Source organism: Spiroplasma phoeniceum P40, from assembly GCF_003339775.1.
GTDB classification, from domain to species: Bacteria; Bacillota_I; Bacilli_A; order Mycoplasmatales; family Mycoplasmataceae; genus Spiroplasma; species Spiroplasma phoeniceum.
Genome location: NZ_CP031088.1, coordinates 1,622,301 through 1,646,099, shown reverse-complemented (window position 1 = coordinate 1,646,099; position 23,799 = coordinate 1,622,301). Strand labels below are relative to the sequence as shown.

Here is a 23,799-nt window from a genome sequence, read left to right as displayed (position 1 = left end):
AGCAGCAGGAACTGTAATTTCCATTCCTGTTGTTTTCACCAGTTAATCAATTTGTACCAATTAAACTATATGGTACCGAAACATTATTGCTAAAATTACCCTCATCTCTATCATTAAATATTGAATGATCATAATCTAAAATATTAACAATATAATCTGAAGTTGTTAAACCAGCATTAAGTTTTTGAATTGCTTTAAATAAAACCAGTATTCATTTCAGTAATTACATCTGCTTTTTTTAGTTAAATCAGGAACATCACTATATCAAGGTGTTTTTAAAGTTCCAATATTATCTTTATTAAATTGTTTAATACTTATTTGATTTACTTTTTTACTTTATAATACTGAACTTGTGATACACCAGTTGCATTATTTTTACCAGCAATATAAATATCAACATAAATATCTGTTGTAGTAATATCATAACTTGATGGTTCACCTTGATAATATAACGGTCATCAATCATAATCATCTGCTGTTAAACTTGCATCAACCGCTTTAACTGCTTTTAAAACTTTATCATTTAAAAGCGGTCTTAAATCTTCACTTGATACTTTTTGAGGTACAATAATTCCTTTAATTATTTCATCATTTGTTAAACTATCAACATTTTTAATTTTATCGTGAATATCTACGGCACTACTTACTTTGAATAAATTAAAGAAACTGTTCCACTATATTTATTTGGATTTCCAGTTGCTAATGTGCCAGTAGATGTAATATTAGAGAATGTTGCATCTCCAGTTTGATAATTAGTATTTTTTGTCTTAATAGCAGTTTCTAATTCTGCTGTTGTTGGTGTATCACCAACCATTGTAATTTTGACCTAAATTAGGTGTTGTAATAACTGTTGATAAAGCAGGTAGTGTTGGCGGTACTAAATTTATTCAAGGTGCTAACTCAAATGTATAACCTTTTTTATTTTGAGCATTAGTAATATCATTATTTGTTGGAGTTCCAGTTACAAATAATCAATGCATTTGTCGCATAAATGTTGGTAATGAAAAAATTCCACGCCCCATATAACGAAGATTACCTGTATTTTGATTAATTACTTGTTGAATACTTTTTCAACCTTGTGGCATAGCACAATCTTCTTTATGTCCAATAAATCCTCATGCTCCAACTGTTTGTGAAAAGTTTAAATTAAAATCTAAGTCTTTATTAATTCCAGTTTCTTTACCTTTATTAAATTGGCGACCTAAATATCAACTTTCAAATACATCAACACCAACAATCATTTTCTTCATAATTGACCAGTTGCTAATGTATCTGCTGCAATTTGGTCTAAGATTTTAGTATATGCTTTTGTAAATTGAGCAAATGCTGGCATAGCTACATGTACTACTAAATCATCTTTTGAAGTACCAAACATTAATGCATTTATTTTTTGTACTAAATTAATAGCAATATCATTAATTTTATAAAAATGTTTGTTGTGCTGAATCTGCATCTGTTGGAATTGGTAATATAATATATTGACCAGTTGCAATACAACTATCAATAACTCCTTGTAAATAAATTGCATTCATATTTGAATATCAATTACGAGTAATAGTACGCATTCATTCTCCAATTGTATTAGTTCTTACTTCAACAGGTGATTCCATAAAACGAACAGTATCAAATGAAGGAACATCATACTTAAAAGTTAGCATTTGATCCATCATAACGACTGCTCTTCGTACTCCTACTGATTGTTGTTCAGCACCATCAGATGTATCATAATCATTTCCTCAAACCATTCTTTCAGGAAATACATATTGCCCTTGTTCAAAAGGACCTGCCATTGAAATTTGTTTAGCAGACATCATCATCATTTCTGTTGCGTCAATATATTGACTATCTGCTTCTAAAATTTTTTTAATTTGTAAAACTGCAACATCACCAATTGCTTTTTCTGTTGGACTATTTCCACCAATTTGAAAAAGAGTAGGTAATGCAATACTTGATTTTCCACCTATTTTTGCCATAGGTTAATCTCCTTATTGTCATTGTAAATTTTTAGCAATTTCAATAATATCTTCATCAGTTTTAGCACCATTTTTTTAATTTCTTCTAAACGATTAGATTTAATTTCTTCTTGTCTTTTTTAACATTTGGTCAATAACTGATCCACCATCAACAGTGCCATCAACTTGATTTAGATTATATTCTTCTGCTATTTTATTTATTCTTTCTTGTTTAGATAAATCATTATATTTTTCATTATCAATTAATGAACTAATAATTTTTTTATCTTTATCTGTAAAATTTTGTAAATATAATTCATTTTCTAATAAATTACTTTTATTTTTTAATTCTTGTAATTGAGCATTAACAGTTTCTCAATCTGTTTTTTCAACTACATCTTCACGATTTTTAATTGATTCACGAATTTGTTTTGCTTGAGCATCTAATAATTCATTAACTGCTTGTGCTTTTTCATCATCAATATTTAAAATCTCTTTAATTTTTTCTACATTTGCCATTATTTTGCACTCCTTATTTAAGTGTTGGATTAACACTTTTAACAAATTATAGTTAAGACTCTTTTTATGGAAAAAGATTAAACCATTAACTTTATTTTACACTATTATTTTACCAATACAATACTTTTTATATATAAATACTAAACAAATAACATAAAAGTGTTATAATAAAATTGAAATGCTGTAAAATACGACATTTTTAGTATTTCCATATGGAACAGTACTCAAATTGGACAAGAGGACATCCTGCTAAGATGTTAGGTCGGGTAACCGATGTGAGAGTTCAAATCTCTCCTGTTCCGCCATTTAACTAGAGTTTTTTTACTTAATTTCATAATTCTCCATAAATATAAATCTAAACTTAATATATTTTATTGCTAATATACCCCTTAAAACACGTAATAAAGGTATTTACAAACAAATATATTTATATATAAATATTTAGACTTATTAAATAATCATGAAATTAAAATATATTCTTGCAAATTTCCAAAAATTATTTATAATGATGATATACAAGATTATCGTTGTTGTCGGTCAGAGTCTAGTCGGTAAATACTTCTAGAAACAAAATTGCTGGTGTGTTCTTAGAGAGCAGGCAAGCTGCCCGACAAAAAAAGAGATATTAAATCTCTTTTTTAATTCTTTTTAACAATCATAGTATTAAGCATATCTTTATATTCTTTATCTTGCTTTTCCATATATACCATTGTTTCTTTAAGTTTTAGTTGAAATTCTTTAAAATGATTAATACACAACTGCACAGGTCAATCACCCTGCATTTGTCTAACTAAATTATCATTTTCATCTTTTTTAAATTTTGCTAATACCTTATCTTTACAATCAGGCATCTCACAATCTAACGATTTTTTAATAACTGCCATCTTATTCACCCTTAACTTTTACATTACCATTATCATCAATAACTAAATTAGGTAATTTTTGTTCTTCACCATTTCAGCAATAAACTGATTTAAAAAAAGTTCCATCATCTTCAATTCAAGTCGCATGTTCTCTTGTTTTATTTGCAGCTAAATCAAATTCATTTCTATATAAAAATGCGCCACTATATGACTTGTCAATTTTAGTATAACTAATAATACCATTTATTGTATTATTTTCAGTATAACCTATATTTTTATATTTTTTAATTGTTCAATTATCGTTTTTTGCACCTTTTCATACAATTATATAATATTTATAATCTCCCTGAGAATTAAATGGTTTTTCTTGTGCTGCTATTCATTCTAAATTATCTTTAATTTCTTGGTTAGTAGTATCTATTTTATTCTTTTCTTTTAGTTCTTTTAATTCTTCGGGTGTGTATTCTTGTGTTTTATTACAAGCAACTAAACTTGTTGTACTTGTTCCAATTAAAGTGATTGTACCTAAAAGACTTAATATCTTTTTCATTATTATAATTCCTTTCATTAAATCCTTTTACAATCACAATTATATATATATATATATATATATTCAAGTATCAAAACCTAACTTTTGGGAATAACTGTAATACTAATAGGGTTAATACTTTTATTTCTAATACCTAAAACAAGGTGATTATTAATATCTATTGTTAAATCTTTATCATTACCAAAATAAGGTCAATATCCAGCACCACCTAAAAATATTAATTCTGGTTTCAATTTTTTTGAAAATCTAATTTTTAATTTCATATCATTTGTATAATATGCTTGTAAATATATTTCTTTAACTTTATTATCAGAAATATCAGAAATTTTCAATAAAAACTGAAAAACACCACTATTTTTTTCAGTCCAATAAATACTTTTATAATCTTCACTTGGTGTATTAGTAGTTTCACCAGTAAATAATGTTTTCATCTTATTTTCTTTTATATTAGCAAGGTCATAAATTAAACTACCATTAAAATTAACATTGTCAAGTTGTGATAAACCTTCTTTTTTTAAAGTTACGTTAGATAATAAACCTAAATTATTGCTGCAACTATTTTTCCCAGCTAATAAATTAACATTTCTATTAGAAATAAAATATTTTATATCTGGTTCAATACACCAAACATATAAATTATTAAGATTATTAAATTGAATTGATGAATAAGCATTTAAAAATTGTTCTAAAGTAGTAATTGTTGGGTTAATTTGTTTTAAATCAACTTCTAATTCATAATAAGAAGTATATAAATTATCTAAAAATAAATTACCACGATTAATACAGTGTGAATTTACAGTAATATTAGTTTTTAATGGATAATTTCTATTAGCATCTAATATATTTACAGTATATGGTTTATATGTAAATGGGTCTGGTGGCAATACTGCTTGAGGGTAAAAAAATGTTGTTTCTTCTAATAAATCATAATCTAATGCACTTGTTTTAATAACACTATTTCATGCTTGTACATTCCCATTTGGTTTAATAAATTTTGCCATTGTTTGTCATTCACCTTGAAAATTTTGAAATGCAGTAATATTATCATTTAAAGTAAATGGATTTTCTGAATATGTTGTAATTTTAAAATTAGTTTTACCAATAGTTTGTAAATTAATTAAATCAATTACATAACTTTCTAATGTTCCATCAGTAGTTGGATTAAAATCTAATTTATTATCTAAATTAGTTAATGGTGTATCTTTATCTAATGCTTGAAAATCTTGTGATAATATTACAATTTCATCAGTACCACCATTAACATTAATTCTATTTTGTCCTAAATCAATAGTAGAATAAACTTTTGTACCTAAATCTTGACCAGTTGCAGAATAATAATGTGTTTTGATTTTATCAGTTAATTTAAGCATACAACCAAATGTTAATGAATTACTTCCAATTAAACCACCAACTTGGTCTTCTGTTTCATTACGAAACATATCATAAGGAATATTACCTTTTCCAGCACTATTATCTTTTCATAAACTATTTTGAATAATTTCATAACTTAAATAATCAATAAAAGCATTTAATTGTGCTATTTTTGGTATTAATTGCGTATTTTTTTGACTCATTAATTTAACTGGTAAACCTAAATCAAAAAATGAAATTATTTTACCAACAATAGGTAAATTATTAAGACTAAATTTAGTAAATTCATTAACATCTCAAGGTAATAATGAAATTGATGAATGTGTATAACGATTAGCATTTAATATATCATGAAATGATGAAGATTTTAATTGTGAATAATCAAATGATGCAACACCAAAAGAGACTTTTTTATATTCTGGGTCTTGATAAATAAATTTACGAATTTGTTTCGTATCATAAGCACCTTTAGGTTTAAATTGTAATCCACTATCTCAAAAAGGTGTTTTATTAGGATTTGTTGCTCTAGTAGCAATTAAATCACTTCCTAATACACCTTCAGCATTTTTCTTTGCTAATGGATCTGCTAATGCATTAAAAATATTAGTTCATTCTCCATAAGTAGTTTGATTAGATGGTTTTAATCCTTGTAAATTATATAAAACATTAGCAGGATTAGAATTAGTTAATAAAGTATCTGGCATTCCACTTAATTCATCTGAAAATAATAAATCTCGTGGTTGATATACTCTTTTATTAATTTGTCCTGATTTAATAGGGCGACCAATAACAGTTAAAGAACTAAAAGCAGTTAAACCTAATACTTTTAAATCAATTCATTTAACACCAACATCTTCGGCTAAAACTGGGTCATAATCAACAATTCCATTAATAATTCTTGGGAAAAAATAACCTTCACCAATAGCACCATGTTGTATTTTTTGTCATATTGCCATACCTGATTTAGATAAATGGTCATTAACACTACTAAATGTAATTTCTTGAAATAAAAACTTTTTATTATCAAAAGGATCATAGTAATCTGTAATATTAGAAATATATAATCATTGAATAGATTGATTATATTCATAAGTATTAATAGTTTCTCCACCAATATTTTCATTATTTTTATTTAAAACAACATAAAGGTTTAATTCATCATTTTGACCAAATTGTTTATCTGTTGATAATAAAGTATATTGTCTTTGAGTTGAAATACCTTGAAAAATAGGGTCAGGCGTTCCTTGCGATGAAAAATATGCACCACTTGTACTATTTTGTAAATATGCTTCATACATATCACCACGATTAGTAGGATAATGCATTGGATTAATAATTTTAGTATAAAAATTATCAGCATCTTTAAAGTTTTTTTCTTCTGTTCCTTTATTAACTTGTTTTAATTTAAAAGCATTTTTTCATTGAGCAATAATAGTAGCATTACCAGTAATTGCTAAAGTAAAATCTGAATAATCTTGCGGAATACTATTAATTGGTTTATATCCACTTGTAGTTAATGGAATAACCCCATTAGTAATTACAAAAGGAAAAATAAATCATTTATCTAATTCTTGGATTTTACGCTTAATAACTTTACTATCAGTAGATGCCATTCTCATTGCAGTATATAATACTTGATTATTAATTTGTATTAATTCTTTACTATTATTTTTGTTTAAATTCATCTTTTATACCACCTGTATTATCATTTTCTAAATCAAATTTAGAATTAGTTTCTAATTGTGCTTTATCAATTTTTTCAACTTCTTTTATTGCAAATGTCATAGGAATACTATCAACAATATGAATATATTTTGCACGAGACATAGTACCATTTTCTATTCTTGTATTATTTACATCAACTAAACGCATTTGGTCAATAATTCCTGCTGGTTTAAATTTTAATGAATAGGGGCGTTCAATTTTATCTCAATTACTATTTTCAGCAATTCAATATTTATGAAATATTCATCAACAATCAAATAAACGATATAAATAATCTAATAAAAAATCTTGTCATACTGCTTGTGATTCAATATCTTCTGCTTGCATAATTAATGTTTGATTTTGATTAGTATAAGTTCCTTGTTCATCTGCTTGTCAACTTAAACCAATACCACGAAAAACATTTTTTAAAATATGATCAGTATCTAAATTATAATCATTTGAGTTATATTGTCCTTGAGTATAATTAACAGTTGATCCACCACCTTTTTCATCATAGTTATTTAATACATTTTGAATAACAAAATCACTTTCATAATCATTTCAAGATTTTTTATTCTTTTTTACATTATCTATTTCTTCACTTGTTGCTTGAATATAACCTCTTGCTCGTGAAAATCTTCTTGTTTTCTTTTTAATAAATAAATTATCTTGTAAATCTTCAATTAATCACATAGTAGGGTAAATATCGGGATAAGCATTTAACATTGTACTTGATGCTTGACCTTGTTGATTAGCACGAATAAAATTAGGAATTTGAATTAATGGAAAACGACCTAATTTATTAATATAAGTTCTTTTTTCAATTCTTAAACTTTTATCTATTTTTCCAGTAGTTGCACCTGCTTGAGTATTTTCATCATTAGGATATGAATCAATTTGAATATATTTATCATTAATAACAACATGAAAGATATAACCAGTATCATCTTGATTTGGTAATATTCAAATATCTGCTGCTTGCTCTTCTTCATTAATTTTTGATACAAAATTAGTAAATAATGCTGTTCCTAACATAACATCTAAATCACCATCATGTGTTTCATATATAAACATAACAGCAACACCTAATAATGATTTAGTTCATGACATTTTAATTAATTTTTCATAAATTTTTCTTTTATGATATCAATTTTGTCAATGTATTAATGCTTGTTCATTTTCACTATCACAAAGTAAACCACGCCCAATTTCCATTCTTACTTTTCTTTGTGCAACAATTAAAGGCACATTTATTTTTCAATCACGATTATTAAATGATAATCAATTATTTATATTATTATTCATTTTTATTTACTCCTAATCTAGCAAGATGACAAATTAATATCTTACTGTCTTTTTCTACTTTATCTACTTTTAAAACTTTATAATCATTTTTATATTTATAAACAAAAATATTATTTTTAGGAACATTCTTTTTATATTTTCCAATAATTTTATCCATATCAATTAAATATATATACATTTTAAATATACTCCCTTATTAATCTATTAGTTGATGATTGAACAATCTCTCTTATATATTCTGATAATGCATAATAATCAGCATCAAATTCATCATCATATAAATCAACTATTTCTTCTTTTCCACCATTAGGTTTTTCTTTTCATTGAATCATTGGATATTCAGTATTACTTTCTTCTAGTATTAAATCATGGGTCATTTTATCACTAATCATTGCTGCAATAAATGAATTAACTCTATTAGTAACTGACCAGATACTTTTATCAACTTCTTCAAATCTTAATAATTTACCATATCTATATTTTATTTTTTCTTTATTAAGAACATCAATAAATGCTCTACCACCAGCACCATAATCAACATTAATAGTTAAACCACTTTCAATAAAAATAGTACTATTTTTTAAACTAGATAAATAAAATTGAATAATATCATTTGCTTGTTCAAATGTATCTTTATATTCCATTGTTGCATTAGAATGTGTATATTTACCTATTTTATGTACTTTTTTTAAAGTTGAATTATATACTCATAAACTAGCACTTGTTTTATGTCCATTAGGACTATCTGCTTGGGCAAAATCAACACCACCTAATATTTTGTCAAAATTTCAAGTTAATTTAGTAAATTTAAGATATCTAGCAAAAACAGCACCTTGTACTTGCCCAGGTAATCCTCAACTTCATACTCTTGCTCTAACTGGGTCTAATTTTTCTGTTTCTAATTGGTCAAGAATTACATTATCATCTAAATAAGGATTAAGTCTTCAACTAGAATAATGTATTATTACTGTTTTAGTAAGTTTTTTATTCTTTTCATAATAATTAATTTTAAATTTACCTATTTGATCAGGATATTTAGATAATAATATTTGTTCATTAAATAACATTATTTCATTACAATATTTAATAATATAACGGTGTAATGATTCAGGATTAGATGAATTAATAATAAATTTTCTTTTAGCACCACGAATAGCATATTTTAATTCACTCATATCATCTTTTGTTAATTGGTCTGCTTCTTCTCTTCATTCAATAGCAAATTCATAATTATTTAAATCAGCAAATGCTTTTAATTTTTCTCTTTTAGTTTGTGAATGTAAACCTTTACAAATAATATAAGTACCATTATCTAATGTAAAAGAATTCTCAGATAAATTAACTTTATAATTAATATTCATATCATTAAGAGTATTTTGAATATTTTTAAATACTCCATTTCTAATATCTTTATTCATTTTCATAACAGCAATAATAAATATTGGCTTACCAACCAATAATGATATAGCACAGCATTTGCCAACTACATTATCTTTTATCATAAAAGTTTTAGCACTATAACGACTTCCTATTTCATTATATTCATCAGCAGGATTATATATTTCTTTTCACGGTGCATTAGGAACATGTTGTTGATAAAATCATCTTGGAATTTCATCTAAATGTAAAAAATGTTTAAGCATCTTTAATCACCTCATTTATTTTAGGTAAATCAACATTATCAAAATTAATAACAATATTAGCATTATTTATATTTGTATCTTTAACATATTTCTCAACATATATTTTCTTCCCCCCGCCATATTTGTCATTTAATAAAGCCAATTCCAATTCTATTTCTAATTGATTTATTGTATTTTTAATAAAATAAGCGGTTTTTGTATCAACTTCATCTTGTCAATTATCAAATGGTAGTTTTAAATAGTATAAATATGCTCTTTTATTGCTTAATTTGGTGTCTTTTTTCTTCAAAAATGCCTTAGTTTTACTTGAAATAGTCTTAAAAGTTACCATTTTTTACTCCTTTTTGCATATTAAAATTGCTATTATTTAAACAATATGGTTAAATAAAAGAGTATAAAAACCTATCAAACTTATCAAGAACTAAAAACTTAGCAAAATGTATTAAAGAACTTAATATTATTTTTATTATGTTTATTTTACAATTAAAAAAAGACTTTTTCAAGTCTTTTTTTGTAAAACAAGTATAGAGACAGATATTCGCAACTTGTTATAAATTAATTGTATAACTTTAAAAATAATTGTCAATAGTTTTTTAAAAATAGTGTATAAATAATTTTAAAAAGATTGGAGACAGAATATATGAAAGATTATACACATCTAAAATATGATGAACGAAATTTATTTAAGGATTTATTTTTATCTGATAGTTGTAAAAAGAAAAATGGTACGCTTAATTTATCTGAAATTGCAAGACAAACAAATCGCAGTGTGAATACTGTTAAAAGAGAAATTAAGCGATTTAAAAATATAGAAGATTATATAGCAATAGAAGCACAAAAAGATTATTATAAAAAGCGTAAAAAATGTATTAAAAAACTACCTGAATTTACAGAAGAGCAATTAAATTTCATTCATCTGAGATTTAATGCTTATCATGATTCACCAGCAGAAATTATTCAGCGTTTTTTAATAAAGTTTGGGATTAAATTTCCCGTTTGTGTAAAAACATTGTATAAATGAATTTATTTAGGTCTTTTGGGTTTGTTAAAGAAAAATTTATTAAATGGTGGTAGAAGAAATAGAACAAAGAAAAGACCTGATAATCGTGGCAAATTAGATGAAAGATTTAAGTCAATTTGAGATATTGAAAATAAAGTTTCTAATGTTGGATGACTTGAAGCGGATACAGTTGTTGGAAAAGACCATAAATCTGCTGTTTTAGTTTTAGTAGAACAATCAAGTAAAAAATACTTTGCTATGAAATTAGAAAATCATACTGCTAATGAAGTTGTAGAAAAGTTTAAAGATATTGTTATAAGTAATAATTTAATTGGAAAAATTAAAGGAATAATAACAGATAGAGGTAAAGAATTTAGTAAATTTGAAGAGATGGAAAAGATTACTGGTTCTAATGTTTATTATTGTGACCCTGGTTCACCAAAACAAAAACCCTTAATTGAAAGAATTAACCGTGAATTTAGAAAACGCTTTCCTAAGGACACTGATTTTAATAATGTTAGTCAAAAACAAATTGATTGAGTAGTTAATGTTATAAATGATAAACTCCGACCGTGTTTAAATTGAATAAGTGCAAAAGAAATGTTTTTACAGAATATTAAGTAAATTTATTAATTAAAATTTAATAAATGCTTTTTTAGTGTGCTTAAATATGGTTAAATTAAGCTATATTTATAAAATATTTTATTTTTTTAAAAAAAGAGTTGCATTTGTTAAAAATGATGTTATTATCAAATTAACAAGAGACAGATTTTGCTACTTGAATTTACATAATACATAATATAATAAAAATTACAAAAATCAACCATAAATTTAAAAAAATTAAAAATATTTTAATTTTTATTTTATCCATATTTAAACACACTAAAAAATAATTTATTAATTTTAATTAATAAATACATATTTTATTATTTTAATAACATATTTTATAATTTAATATACATTTTTAAATATTTATTGTTTATATATTCTGCAAAAACATTTTTTAGCACTTATTTAATTTAAACACGGTCGGAGTTTATCATTTATAACATTAACTACTCAATTTATTCTTTTCTGACTAACATTATTAAAATCAGTTCCCTTAGGAAATCAATATCTTAATTCACTATTATGTTATTTGCAAATTTGTTTTTTTGATTTGAATTAGTTTGATGTATTTTATTTATAATTAATTTTAAAAATAAGAAAGGTGGTAAAGAATAATGCGTAAGTTATCATCTTTATTTGCCATATTTATTTTAAGTTTTTTGGGTTTGGTTATTTCATTTATTACTTTAACGGCGTTTAGACCCTTAAATGAGGAGCATTATATGCTTAAACAAGAGAATAGTACTGATAAAGGTATTAATGAAACTGATTTTATTAATACAATGTTTTTACGCAGTAGTTTTTTTGAAAATTGGTCGGAAACAAATTATTTTATTAATCCAACTTTAAAAACATCAAAAAAATTATCTTTTAATGATAAATGGTATTTGGATTTTTTACAAGATAGTTATTCAACGGGAGTTGTTTATGATAACCTAATGAAGTATTTTTAAATTATTATCGACAATGACATAGTTTAAAAAATAAGTATATGGTTGATAAATTTTATGATGTTAAAAAAGAGAATTTTTTGAATGATTTAACTGATTTTATTTATGCTTTTGCCGTTAAATATAAGATGTTTAATGTATCGAAAAAAATTGTGGAAAATGTTGACCGTTATAAATTAGTTCATTATCCAAGAGTTACGTTAAACCAAGATAATTGAAAATTAATTACTGATTATAATTGACTTAAAGATAATTTTGATAATAAATATTATTTTGTAATTTGGAAACAATCTTATAGTAAAGAATGATAAATAATGAAATTTAAACATAATATACGTTATGATATGAAAATAGAAAGTTACATTAAAAATAATTCTTTTAAAGGTCTTTATCGTTGAGATGGCGTTGGTGAACCCAAAACACCAGAAATAACTAGTGGTGGTGAAATTACTGACTGAAATAGTTATCAACAAACTCGCGTAAAAGAATTTATTGATTTATCTTTATATTCTGTTTTGCAAGAAAATATTAGAGTTCAGCAAGGTGGTAGTGCGGATTATGAAAATTCGAATAAGGTTGGTACAAAGCGGATAATTTTTGATTTTGAGACGGTTGATGAATTGGATGTTAAAAATATTAAAAAAGCAATTTATCGGATGATTTTGACTGTTGATGAAGCAAATTTAATTATTTCTGGTAGTTTAAGTTTAGAGTTAAATAATATTAATAATGATGATTTAAGTTTTAATTTTAGTTTTATGCGAACGTGAATGGGTGAAGTTTTTAATTTTAATGGTTCAATTTATTCATCATTAAATAGTAAAGATTTAAAGTATTATCAACAGTTTAGCGGTCAGTTTGATTTATCTAATTTTTTACAGTCGTTTTTTGCAAGTGCATTGGTGCCAGTGTTTCAAAATCGTAGTTCTTTTATTGAAAATGGATATATTGATAATTTACAATATGATACTGTTTTAGTTAACTTTTTTGCGTTGAAATTACAAAATTTTAATAATATTTTGTTGAGTGAAAATATTAACGATAAATTACAATTTGATAAATTATTAAATAGTATGTTTAAGATTTCACAGAAATTTTATACTAATTATTTACGTACGATTTTTGATTTAGAAAATAATACTTATGTTCAAGGTTATAATAAAAAATATGGTTTGTCAGTAAATAATGGTTTTAAAATTTACCCACGATATTTTTATTTTTCGGATAAATATAAGCAATTAGATATTAAATTATATTCATCATTTAAAAATCGGTTTTATACGATTAATAATTATGGTAGTGTTTTTAATTATGATTTTTCGGTTGCTAATAATTATAATATTAACTCAAATTCGGGTTATGTTTTTGAAGATGCTTTAAAAGATAAATATGGTTTAAAGTATAAAAAAATTGAAGAACAAAAAATCGGTTATAATGTTTTTGAATTGCAAGCACAAAAAGAGAATGATATGTACTGATATTATGATTTTAATTTTGGGATTTATAACTGACAAGAGATTAATAATGGTGGGTTGTTCCCCGATAAACAATGATGACAAGTGCAATATGTAACGCCAGAGGGTTGATGAGATTTTGGTGCTCATATTAAAAATGCGGTGATTTGAATTGTCAATACTATTCCTGGTGTTAAACAAGTTAATGAGTTAGCGAGTGGTGTTGGTAAGATTTTTGAAATAGTATATAGTTTTTTTAGTCAAATATTTGAAGTATGAAAATTTAATCCCGCATTGTATAGTACAATAACAAATATCTTTTTATTAATTATTTTTATGAAATTTGTGCGATTAATATAAAAAAGGAACTGTTATTCAGTTCCTTTTTGTTTTTTTCAGTCAGTAATTTCACCAGTATTTTTGTCAATAGTTGGTGTTTGTGGTTCACCATCACCATCTCAACGATAAAGACCTTTAAAAGAATTATTTTTAATGTAACTTTCTATTTTCATATCATAACGTATATTATGTTTAAATTTCATTATTTCTCATTCTTTACTATAAGATTGTTTCCAAATTACAAAATAATATTTATTATCAAAATTATCTTTAAGTCAATTATAATCAGTAATTAATTTTCAATTACTATCTTTTGGTGGTTGTTGTGGATTATTACCTCCCCCGTTTTCATTATTATTTTCTTTTTTACAACTGATTAATGTTGTTGTGCTTGTTGCGGTTAATCAAATTGCTCCTATTATGCTAAGTCATTTTTTCATATATATTGCTCCTTTTTATTGTTTTATATATTTATATATAATTGATTTCATCACATATCAATTATATATCAATTATTTGTATTAAATATTAATTTTATATATTTTTGATGGTAGGTGTAAAATAATGAAATATATTATTAATAATTTTAATTTGTTTGATTTACAAGCAAAATTAAAGAATTTTTTAAGTAAAAATTATAAAAATAAATATTATAAAAGAATAAAACAAAAAATATTTTCATATATTAATTTGTGTAATGATTATTATAATGGTAATTTTTTTTTGAAAGATTTAATTAAAAAATATTTTAAAAATAAGTTTTCAACTTTTTATTATTGAGCGAATAAAATTTTAATTGCATATAAAAATAATGATTTTGCTGAATTATTATTAAAGTCAACAATTCCTAATAATATTAATTATCAATATAGTGATGATATTCGCAAAATTATTTGTGATTTATATTTTGAATATTGTAATAAACATGCTGGTGGTGTTTTATCTTTGTTTTATAATTTAAAAAAAGGAATTCATGGAGAAGAATTAAAAAATAAAGCACCAAAAAATTTAAAAACATTTTTTCGTTTACTTAAAAAAGATGAAAGATGATTAAAAATAAAAAATAAAATTAAAGAAATTAAAAAACAACATCCAAGATATGAAGTTAAAGAAATAGGTTTGTTACAGATGGACGCTAAATATTTTGTACCAAGTAAATTTCCAGTTGATAAAAAGTATTATGTTTATGATTTTATTGATGAAAAAACAAGATTAGCATTAGGATATGTTTATGATAAATTAAGTACTGATAATGCTATTGATGCTGTTAAAAAAGCAATTAGTGATTTTAAAAATATATTTGATATTATAATAACACGGATTAGAACTGATAACGGTTCTGAATTTATTAATAATTATCGTAATAATCAAAAAATTAGTTTTAAAAAGACTAATTTTACTCAATTTTTAACAGATAAAAATATTTTGCATCAAACAACACCAGTTCGCTCTCCACAGTCAAACGGTAAGATTGAAATATTTCATCAAAATTATACTAAATTATTTGTATTTGAAGAAAAAATATTAAATGCAGTTAGTTTACAGAATAAATTAAATGATTATTATTATTTTTATAATTTTGAAAGAGTACATAAGTCTTTAAATTTTCAGGCACCATTTAATTTTTTGAATAGTTTAAGTTTAATTAAATAATTTTAAATTATTAAGTTTTTGTGTTTAAACTAAATAAGTTTATTATATTTTAATTAATTAATAATATGTAAATTAACTCATAAAATATGTTATTAAAATAATAAAATATGTATTTATTAATTAAAATTTAATAAATTATTTTTTAGTGTGTTTAATTTTATATTTTTTATTTATTTATTTTATGATATTTTTTTATTATAAATAAATATTTTTATTATTTTTGTTATTTTCTTGTAATCTTTAAAATGTGTGTGGTATACTACATTACTAATATTATTAACATAATTAAAATTCAATTGCAGTTAAAAAAATTTATTATTGAAAATCAGATATTGAGCAAGAAATTAATCAATTAAAACAACAAATAAAAAAATATCAAGATAATTTAGATTTAATATGTAATCGTTCGCATTCTAATAACAATTTTAATGTGTTAACAGATTGTAGTAATTATGGGTTTTTAACTGCTAGTGTTTTAGGAATTTCAGCGGGTCTTTCCTTATTATTTCCCCCTCTTGTCGCCACTATTGCCTTTCTTAGCGCTATTTCAGCTGGAATTACTAGTACAATTGCTTCAACATGTAGTATTCTTGAATAAAATAAAGTTGTTTTTTATTTTTTTATTGTTATAATTAATTAGGCATTTATTCTATTATTTAGAATATGTTTAAATGTGGTAGTAATGGTAACATTACGTTTGGACCACAGCGAGAATTTAATTAAAAGGAGGAAATTGCTCGTGGCAAGAATTACAAGAATTGCAAAATTAGAATTTCAAGCAGGACAAGCAAAACCAGGGCCAGAATTAGCTTCATTAGGAATTAATATGCCTCAATTTTGTACACAGTTTAATGATGCAACAAAAGAACGAATAGGTGATGTTGTTCCAGTTGTTATTACTGCTTTTGATAATAAGACATTTAAATTTGAATTAAAAACAACACCAGCAGCGATTTTATTAAAAAAAGCAGCAAAAATCCAAAAGGGATCAGCAAAGGCAAAAGATGAAAAAGTAGCAACAATTTCAGCTGATGAAGTTCGCAAAATTGCTGAATATAAACTTGTTGATTTAAACGCAAATGATGTTGAAGCAGCAATGCAAATTATTGAAGGAACTGCTCGTAATATGGGGATTGTTGTTGAAGGTATGCCAAGTAAGAAGGAGAAAAACTAAGAATGGCAAAATTTGGTAAAAAATATAATAAAGTTGCTGAATTAGTTGATAAAAATAAGGTATACCCAATTGCAGAAGCAATTGAATTAGCAAAACAAACTGCAACAACAAAATTTGACTCAACCGTTGAAGTTGCTTTTAATTTAAACGTTGATCCACGTCATGCTGACCAACAAATTCGTGGAGCTGTTGTGTTACCAAAAGGAACAGGAAAAACACAACGAATCTTAGTTTTAACAAATAGCAAGGAAGCTGATGCTAAAGCAGCAGGTGCTGATTTTGTTGGTGGTAAAGATTTAATTGAAAAAATTCAAAAAGAAAACTGATTTGATTATGATGTTATTATCGCAACACCAGATATTATGGCAGAATTAGGAAAAATTGGAAAATTATTAGGGCCAAAAGAATTAATGCCAAACCCTAAAACAGGAACAGTTACTCCAGATGTTATTAAAGCAATTGGTGATGTTAAAAAAGGAAAAGTTAAATATCGTGTTGATAAAAATGGGAACATTCATTCAATTATTGGAAAAGCATCATTTAAAGTTGAAGATTTAAAAGCTAATTATGATGTAATTTATGAAACAATTCGTAAGGCAAAACCAGCGGTTGTTAAGGGAGCATATATTAAAAATATTGCTATAACAACAACAATGGGACCAGGAATTAAAGTTTTAATTGAATTATAAAAAAGAAAAAGATTAACAATTGTTAATCTTTTTCTTTTTTTGTTTCTTTTTAGTTCTTAACGAAAATAATGCTAGATAACTAACTAAAGTTGAAACGCCATAAATTCCAATGCCTGAAAAGAGTACTAATAATTAATGGTGCTAAAACTGGATGAAGATAGGGGTTTAAAATTTTGTAGCTATTTCATCACATTATTCTTCCATCTGTTGGAGCATAATCATGACATTCAACATATATCACTAGTCTGGTTCATGAAAATATAATATATAAAATTGGTAATATTAAACTAAAGTAATTAATTCTTTTAATAAAATATTTAAAATCATGTTGTTCATAATATGAAAAAATACCAAATAAGATAAATGCAATAATTGGAGTTATAATAAATTTTTTAAATTCTGAAGGTTCATTTTTATATCCTAATCTTGCAAGAAAAACTGTGGCGTAAATAACACAATATAAAGCATACCAATTTGTGAAAGCAAAAAATAATCATGCAATTAATTGATCAATTGTTTTTTCACTATGTCCATTTTTACTTGGTTTAAAATAATCATAATTAATCATTCTGTCACATAAATCTATGATGACACCAGAGATTGGGACAATAATTAAGAAAATCATTAAAGTGATAATTATTATTTTTAATTTTTTACTATACTTTGATAATTTATACATTTTAGCCTTTTTATACAATACTAGATTTTATATAAGTTATTTTAACATTATACCATAATTACAAATTAAATTACTATGTAACTTATATCTCTAATTTCAAAATATTTTTCTCCTTAGGATCTTAAACTTTAAATTTACCAAAATTTTTCATTTTTTATGTTATTCTGTTTAGTAATTGATTATAATATTAATAGTACAAAAAGTACATCTAGATATTATTTAAAACTATGAAAGGAAAAAATAGAATGTATTTATATTTACAAGCGAATGTTGGTACAGCAGTACTTGATACTTTAAAAGCGTGGGGTTTTTGAAGTGCAATTATTGCAACCATGTTTGTAATTTTTTAGGTTGGTTTTTAACAAAACGTGGAACCTTTAAAAAAGATTGAGAAGCTGTCTTAATTAAAATTGTCATGGTTGTTGCTTTACCATGTTTAGCATTTGATGGTTTTATGGCTGATACAACAGTTGAACAAGTTAAAACACAAGCAGCAATTTTATTAGTCGGATTTTTATTTTATATTATTTTAGGAATTGTAGCAAAATATTTTTATATTAAATATGAGCAAGATGTTCGTGATACGTTAGCAATGTGTACAGTTTTTGCATCAACTACTTTCTTCGGAATTCCAGTTGTTACAGCTTTATTTGCCGCCGGACAAACAACATTACCAGCTAATATCTTTAATATTCCTTATCGAGTATTTTTATATTCATTAGGATTTATTGTTATGAGTAAACCAGTGCAAGGACAATTAGCATCAGCAGTTTAAACAACAGCAGAAACAATTGTCGATGTAAAAATAGATCCTACGGGTTATGCACAAGTAAGAGCCGAAATAAGATCTAAAAAAATGGCAACTGTGAAGGCAAATTTAAAACAAATTTTTGTTAATCCAATTTTAATTGCAACAATTTATTGGATTTATATTTTGAGTAACACAATTAATTCCAGGAATTGAAATTGTTCCTGATCAAAATAAAATTGGTAGTGGTCGATTATTTTCACCATTACGATTAGATAATACTTTTCCACCATTATTTAAAATAACAAAAACATTGGAAGGATTATGTACACCATTAGCATGATTAGCAATTGGAATGACTTTAGCAAAAGGGAAATTGCGTGAAGCAATGCAAGATAAAAAAGTCTTATATGGAATGATTATGAAAGTTATACTAGCACCAATTATTGGATTAGTTTTAGCAATTATTTTTGCTGTGATTGGAAAAGAAACAAAAGTATGAAAATTAGATTCAGTTGGCTTGACTGTTATTGTCATTATGTTGGCAGAACCACCAGCGTCTGTTATTGTTGCATATTCAATAGGATATAAAAAACAACCAATGTTATCAAGTAATTTAACATTAGTTTCAACTTTATTTTCAATTATTTTGTTACCATTCTGAGTAATTATTACGACAGCAATTGGGGCAACTACATTATTTACATATTAGGAGAAAATAACAATGAATATAAAAATTAAAATGGTTTGTTATGGCGTTCGGAAAACCGAACGACTATTTTTTGAAAAACTAAATGAAAAATATGGTTATGATTTAACTTTAAATGAAGAATATTTAACAAAAGATAATATTGCAACAGTTAAAGGACATCAAGCAGTGATGGTTCGTGTAAATTGTGATTGTTATGAAGAAAATTTATTAAAAATGCAAGAATATGGGATTAAATATTTATTAACAAGAACAGTTGGTTATAACCATATTGATTTAACAAAAGCACACGAATTAGGTTTTAAAATGGCTTATGTACCAGGATATTCTCCTAATGCAGTTAGCGAATTAGCGGTACCAATGGGAAATGCTTTTTTACGTAATTTATTTTATATGGCTAATAATGAACGTCAAACAAATTTTAAGGTTGATGATTTTATGTTTGCAAAAGAAATTCGTAATTCAACAATTGGAATTATTGGAACTGGTCGGATTGGATGTGAAGCAGCAAAGGCTTGGTATGGAATGGAAGCTAAAGTATTAGGATATGATATTTATGAAAATGATAGTGTGCAAGCAGTTTTAACATATACTGATTTAAATACTTTGCTTAAAGAATCAGACTTATTTTCATTACATTGTCCATATATTAAAGACCAAAATCATCATTTTGTTAATAAAGAATTTCTAGCACAAATGAAACCGTGGGCAGTGTTAATTAATGCAGCGCGTGGTCAACTAATGGATAGTGAAGCAGTTTATGAAGCTGTTAAGTCAAATCATTTAAAAGGTGTAGGATTAGATGTATTAGAAAATGAAGGTGATGTTTTTTTCCAAGATTTTAATGAAAATAAAACACCAGATAATCTTACAAATAAATTACTTACCTTATATCCATGAGTAATTATTACACCACATATAGGTTCTTATACTGATGAAGCTGTCAAAAATATGATTGAAACAACATATGAAAATTTAAAAGAAATTTTAACAAATGGTGAGTCAAAAAATAAAATATAAAACAAATTTTTAGAAAGTAGAGTTTTACTCTACTTTTTATTATTTAAAATAACTTTTAATAAAAAATAATAAAATAAATAAAATTATTATATAATTTACTTAGTAAAAAACTGTGATTTCTATTTATTTTTTATTTTATATTAATTAATAACACTTGTGGGGTGACAAAAAGAAAAGCTAGGTATGTTTTGTCATGCAAAAAAATGGACAGCAAATGATTTGTTATAAATGTCAGTTTAAATTTAAATATTTTTATAAACAATGAAAATTAAATAATAATAACAATAAGTTATTTATTTTTCGTGTAGAAAAAAATATCAAGCATTGAGCAAAAAATTGATTTAAGTGAATTAATTCCAGATTATGCTTTTGTTTGTAATTCAACTTGGTTTGCTATTTATAGTATTAAAAAAATTCAACGAATGAGAATTAATACAATAAAAAATTTAAATTTTAAACAAGGTACTTTATTAATTCGATTTTATTGATATAGGATTTTTATTAACGGAATTAGGCAAACTCGTTTATATAATCTTCCACGAGTATAATAATGTTTTTTAATTTTATAAAATAAAAAAATAAAATAGTTACTTAAATTTATTGTTTTTTACAGAAAATAATGTCTTATAACAAAAAGTCTAGTTAAAATGCAACAATTTTCCAGTTTTCGGTATATAATAAAAATAGTTTTAGTAGAAAGAGAAGTGAGGATTTTTTATTATGTCAAAAAAACTGCACGGGATAGGTGCCAGTAATGGAATTGCAATTGCCAAAGTTTTTAAATTAGAAGAACCAAAATATGAAATTTCGAATAATACGGTTTCTGATTCGGCAAAAGAAATTAAAATACTAGAAGCAGCAATGCAAAAGGCAAACACAGATATTGAAAAACTACAAAAGATTGCCTTAGACAAATTAGGAGCGGAAAAAGCAGCAATTTTTGAAGCACATAAGGAAATTTTGCTTGATCCAGCAATGATTGATGAAGCAAAAAATATCGTTAAGAGTAATAAAAATAATGCAGCATATGCAATTCATACTGTTGCTCAAAAGTTTATTACAATGTTTGCAAGTATGGATGATCCATATTTTAAAGAGCGTGCATCTGATGTTAAAGATGTAACTGATCGTTTAATTAAGTATATTTTAAATGTTCCGGTCTTAGATTTAGCAACTATTAGTGAAGAAGTTATTATTGTTGCTGAAGATTTAACACCTTCACAAACAGCGCAGTTAAATCCTAAATTTGTGAAAGGATTTAGTTGTGATAGGGGGGGGCGTACTAGTCATGCTGCAATTATGGCCCGTAGTCTAGAAATTCCAGCTGTCTTAGGATTAAAAGATATTACAAAACAAGCAAACCATCATGAAATAATTATGATTAATGGAACAACAGGAGAAGTTATCTTAAATCCAACATCGGTGGAGATTAAAACTTGGACAACAGAAAAAGAAAAATTTTTACAATTGCAAAAAGAACTATTGGCATTTAAAGATAAACCAACAGTTTCAAAAGATGGATATCAAAAATTTGTTTTAGAAGGAAATATTGGAGCACCAAAAGATGTTCAAGGTGTTTTGGATAATGGTGGGAAAGGAATTGGATTATTTAGAAGTGAGTTCTTATATATGTATAATGACCATTTCCCAACTGAAGATGAGCAATATGAAGCTTATAAAGGTGTTTTGGAAGGAATGCAAGGGCGCCCAGTGATTATTCGAACATTGGATATTGGTGGTGATAAAAAATTATCATATTTTAAATTTCCAGAAGAAATGAACCCATTTTTAGGATATCGTGCGATTCGCCTTTGTTTAGATAAAACAGATGTTTTTCGAACACAATTACGTGCTTTATTACGTGCTAGTGTGCATGGGAAAGTTGGTATTATGTTTCCAATGATTGCGACAGTTGATGAATTTAAAACTGCAAAAAAAATTACCTTAGAAGAAAAAGCAATTTTACTTAAAGAAGGACATAAAGTTGCAGACAATATTGAAATTGGAATGATGATGGAAATTCCAGCAGCAGCAATGTTAGCTGATCAGTTTGCAAAACACGCTGATTTCTTTTCAATTGGAACTAATGATTTAATTCAATATACAATGGCAGCTGATCGAATGAGCCAATTTGTGGCATATTTATACCAACCATATAATCCATCTGTTTTACGTTTAATTAAAACAATTATTGATGGTGCCCATAAAGAAGGAAAATGGGTTGGAATGTGTGGTGAAATGGCTGGAGAGGAACAAGCAATTCCGCTTTTAATGGGAATGAAATTAGATTACTTTTCAATGTCTGCCACAAGTATTTTAAATGCGCGTCGTATTATTAGCAAATTAGAAGTTTCGGCAATGGAAAAATTAGTAACAGAAGCATTAGAATGCCAAACAGGTGATGAAGTTTTGGCTTTAGTTGAAAAAAGAACAAAAAATGCTTTAGAAGTCTAAAATTTTGATAAAATAACACTATATAGTGTTATTTTTCTATTAAAATAGGTGGTTTAAATGATAAATCTAAATACGTATGCAATAATTGACCTTCCATTACCAGTTTTAATTGCTTTTGTTGTTATTTTTACGGCATTATCAATTATTAGTGGATTTTGATATTGAAGACAATGGTATAAAACACGCCATAATGCTAAAAATTATAATTTTGCGGTTAAGCATAAGGTAACAATTCGGGTTTCTTTTCAAAAAATAAGTATTTAATTTATTTTTATTATGTTTCTTTTGCTTAATTGGTTCTATTTTGGTTTTAGTCAAACAACTAGTTGGTTTCCCATTGTTTTAAAAATAGCACATAAATTTAATAATTTTATAGTATACTAAAGGTAGATGACAAAGTTGTCTGCTTAA

The 23,799-nt window shown here is 25.2% G+C and carries 24 protein-coding genes, 1 tRNA gene and 2 pseudogenes; 12 read left to right on the top strand and 15 right to left on the bottom strand.

What is annotated here, in order from left to right:
- Positions 1-643: 643 nt before the first annotated feature.
- The 5 genes from SDAV_RS12295 to SDAV_RS10005 form a co-directional block, all read right to left on the bottom strand.
- The gene (locus tag SDAV_RS12295) at positions 644-814 is read right to left on the bottom strand and encodes a hypothetical protein (RefSeq protein ID WP_186823381.1); all 171 of its coding nucleotides are present in this window, start codon (positions 812-814) and stop codon (positions 644-646) included.
- A complete protein-coding gene (locus tag SDAV_RS10020) occupies positions 768-1,250 on the bottom strand; it encodes a hypothetical protein (protein ID WP_151202534.1) in 483 nt (160 codons plus the stop codon). The genes SDAV_RS12295 and SDAV_RS10020 overlap by 47 nt, the downstream gene beginning before the upstream one ends.
- The gene (locus SDAV_RS10015; protein ID WP_114565466.1) at positions 1,202-1,453 is read right to left on the bottom strand and encodes a hypothetical protein; all 252 of its coding nucleotides are present in this window, start codon (positions 1,451-1,453) and stop codon (positions 1,202-1,204) included. The genes SDAV_RS10020 and SDAV_RS10015 overlap by 49 nt, the downstream gene beginning before the upstream one ends.
- Positions 1,422-1,973: a hypothetical protein gene (locus SDAV_RS10010; RefSeq protein WP_114565465.1), complete on the bottom strand. Its 552-nt coding sequence runs from the start codon at positions 1,971-1,973 to the stop codon at positions 1,422-1,424. Before SDAV_RS10010 ends, SDAV_RS10015 begins: the two co-directional genes overlap by 32 nt.
- 99 nt (positions 1,974-2,072) lie before the next feature.
- Entirely contained in the window at positions 2,073-2,471 is a 399-nt protein-coding gene (locus SDAV_RS10005; RefSeq protein ID WP_114565464.1) for a hypothetical protein, read from the bottom strand.
- A gap of 214 nt (positions 2,472-2,685) precedes the next feature.
- Between SDAV_RS10005 and SDAV_RS10000 the strand changes: the two genes are divergently transcribed.
- Positions 2,686-2,776, top strand: a tRNA-Ser gene (locus SDAV_RS10000).
- Between the two features lie 333 nt (positions 2,777-3,109).
- Here the strand turns inward: SDAV_RS10000 and SDAV_RS09995 are convergent.
- The 7 genes from SDAV_RS09995 to SDAV_RS09965 form a co-directional block, all read right to left on the bottom strand.
- Positions 3,110-3,355, bottom strand: a complete 246-nt coding sequence (locus tag SDAV_RS09995; RefSeq protein ID WP_114565463.1) for a hypothetical protein — start codon at positions 3,353-3,355, stop codon at positions 3,110-3,112.
- Between the two features lies 1 nt (position 3,356).
- Positions 3,357-3,884: a lipoprotein gene (locus SDAV_RS09990; protein WP_114565462.1), complete on the bottom strand. Its 528-nt coding sequence runs from the start codon at positions 3,882-3,884 to the stop codon at positions 3,357-3,359.
- A gap of 77 nt (positions 3,885-3,961) precedes the next feature.
- On the bottom strand, positions 3,962-6,940 hold the full coding sequence (locus SDAV_RS09985) for a hypothetical protein (RefSeq protein WP_114565461.1): 2,979 nt from the start codon (positions 6,938-6,940) through the stop codon (positions 3,962-3,964).
- The gene (locus tag SDAV_RS09980) at positions 6,921-8,267 is read right to left on the bottom strand and encodes a hypothetical protein (RefSeq protein WP_114565460.1); all 1,347 of its coding nucleotides are present in this window, start codon (positions 8,265-8,267) and stop codon (positions 6,921-6,923) included. Before SDAV_RS09980 ends, SDAV_RS09985 begins: the two co-directional genes overlap by 20 nt.
- Entirely contained in the window at positions 8,260-8,445 is a 186-nt protein-coding gene (locus SDAV_RS09975) for a hypothetical protein (RefSeq protein ID WP_053390862.1), read from the bottom strand. Before SDAV_RS09975 ends, SDAV_RS09980 begins: the two co-directional genes overlap by 8 nt.
- Position 8,446: 1 nt before the next feature.
- The gene (locus tag SDAV_RS09970) at positions 8,447-9,910 is read right to left on the bottom strand and encodes a PBSX family phage terminase large subunit (RefSeq protein WP_186823380.1); all 1,464 of its coding nucleotides are present in this window, start codon (positions 9,908-9,910) and stop codon (positions 8,447-8,449) included.
- Positions 9,903-10,241, bottom strand: a complete 339-nt coding sequence (locus SDAV_RS09965) for a hypothetical protein (protein WP_114565458.1) — start codon at positions 10,239-10,241, stop codon at positions 9,903-9,905. The genes SDAV_RS09970 and SDAV_RS09965 overlap by 8 nt, the downstream gene beginning before the upstream one ends.
- A gap of 309 nt (positions 10,242-10,550) precedes the next feature.
- Between SDAV_RS09965 and SDAV_RS09960 the strand changes: the two genes are divergently transcribed.
- Positions 10,551-11,534 (top strand): IS30 family transposase, encoded by a 984-nt coding sequence (locus tag SDAV_RS09960; RefSeq protein WP_114564589.1) that lies wholly within the window; start codon positions 10,551-10,553, stop codon positions 11,532-11,534.
- Positions 11,535-11,924: 390 nt separating this feature from the next.
- Here the strand turns inward: SDAV_RS09960 and SDAV_RS12725 are convergent.
- Positions 11,925-12,041, bottom strand: a pseudogene (locus SDAV_RS12725) (IS30 family transposase); the annotation flags it as partial.
- Between the two features lie 92 nt (positions 12,042-12,133).
- Here SDAV_RS12725 and SDAV_RS09955 point away from each other — a divergent pair.
- Positions 12,134-14,283: pseudogene (locus SDAV_RS09955) on the top strand (spiroplasma phage ORF1-like family protein).
- An 11-nt stretch (positions 14,284-14,294) separates the two neighbouring features.
- On the opposite strand, the gene SDAV_RS12720 reads toward SDAV_RS09955, so the two are convergent.
- Entirely contained in the window at positions 14,295-14,702 is a 408-nt protein-coding gene (locus SDAV_RS12720; RefSeq protein WP_222611552.1) for a lipoprotein, read from the bottom strand.
- 124 nt (positions 14,703-14,826) lie between these two features.
- Here SDAV_RS12720 and SDAV_RS09945 point away from each other — a divergent pair, with 124 nt between their 5' ends.
- The 4 genes from SDAV_RS09945 (at position 14,827) to rplA (ending at position 17,778) form a co-directional block, all read left to right on the top strand.
- The gene (locus SDAV_RS09945; RefSeq protein ID WP_114565457.1) at positions 14,827-15,915 is read left to right on the top strand and encodes a DDE-type integrase/transposase/recombinase; all 1,089 of its coding nucleotides are present in this window, start codon (positions 14,827-14,829) and stop codon (positions 15,913-15,915) included.
- A gap of 430 nt (positions 15,916-16,345) precedes the next feature.
- Positions 16,346-16,513, top strand: coding sequence for a hypothetical protein (locus SDAV_RS12290; RefSeq protein ID WP_186823379.1), 168 nt, complete (start codon positions 16,346-16,348; stop codon positions 16,511-16,513).
- Between the two features lie 84 nt (positions 16,514-16,597).
- Positions 16,598-17,089 (top strand): 50S ribosomal protein L11, encoded by a 492-nt coding sequence (rplK, locus tag SDAV_RS09940; RefSeq protein ID WP_186823378.1) that lies wholly within the window; start codon positions 16,598-16,600, stop codon positions 17,087-17,089.
- A 2-nt stretch (positions 17,090-17,091) separates the two neighbouring features.
- Positions 17,092-17,778: a 50S ribosomal protein L1 gene (rplA, locus tag SDAV_RS09935; RefSeq protein ID WP_114565455.1), complete on the top strand. Its 687-nt coding sequence runs from the start codon at positions 17,092-17,094 to the stop codon at positions 17,776-17,778.
- Positions 17,779-17,857: 79 nt separating this feature from the next.
- On the opposite strand, the gene SDAV_RS09930 is transcribed toward rplA, so the two are convergent.
- The gene (locus tag SDAV_RS09930; protein WP_245938404.1) at positions 17,858-18,457 is read right to left on the bottom strand and encodes a hypothetical protein; all 600 of its coding nucleotides are present in this window, start codon (positions 18,455-18,457) and stop codon (positions 17,858-17,860) included.
- Positions 18,458-18,767: 310 nt separating this feature from the next.
- Between SDAV_RS09930 and SDAV_RS13660 the strand changes: the two genes are divergently transcribed.
- The 5 genes from SDAV_RS13660 (at position 18,768) to SDAV_RS09910 (ending at position 23,652) form a co-directional block, all read left to right on the top strand.
- Positions 18,768-19,232, top strand: a complete 465-nt coding sequence (locus SDAV_RS13660; protein WP_245938403.1) for an AEC family transporter — start codon at positions 18,768-18,770, stop codon at positions 19,230-19,232.
- A gap of 133 nt (positions 19,233-19,365) precedes the next feature.
- Positions 19,366-19,917 (top strand): AEC family transporter, encoded by a 552-nt coding sequence (locus tag SDAV_RS13655; protein ID WP_245938402.1) that lies wholly within the window; start codon positions 19,366-19,368, stop codon positions 19,915-19,917.
- A gap of 12 nt (positions 19,918-19,929) precedes the next feature.
- Positions 19,930-20,934 (top strand): NAD(P)-dependent oxidoreductase, encoded by a 1,005-nt coding sequence (locus SDAV_RS09920; RefSeq protein ID WP_114565454.1) that lies wholly within the window; start codon positions 19,930-19,932, stop codon positions 20,932-20,934.
- 720 nt (positions 20,935-21,654) lie between these two features.
- A complete protein-coding gene (ptsP, locus tag SDAV_RS09915; protein ID WP_114565453.1) occupies positions 21,655-23,388 on the top strand; it encodes a phosphoenolpyruvate--protein phosphotransferase in 1,734 nt (577 codons plus the stop codon).
- A 57-nt stretch (positions 23,389-23,445) separates the two neighbouring features.
- The gene (locus SDAV_RS09910; protein WP_245938401.1) at positions 23,446-23,652 is read left to right on the top strand and encodes a hypothetical protein; all 207 of its coding nucleotides are present in this window, start codon (positions 23,446-23,448) and stop codon (positions 23,650-23,652) included.
- Positions 23,653-23,799: the final 147 nt, after the last annotated feature.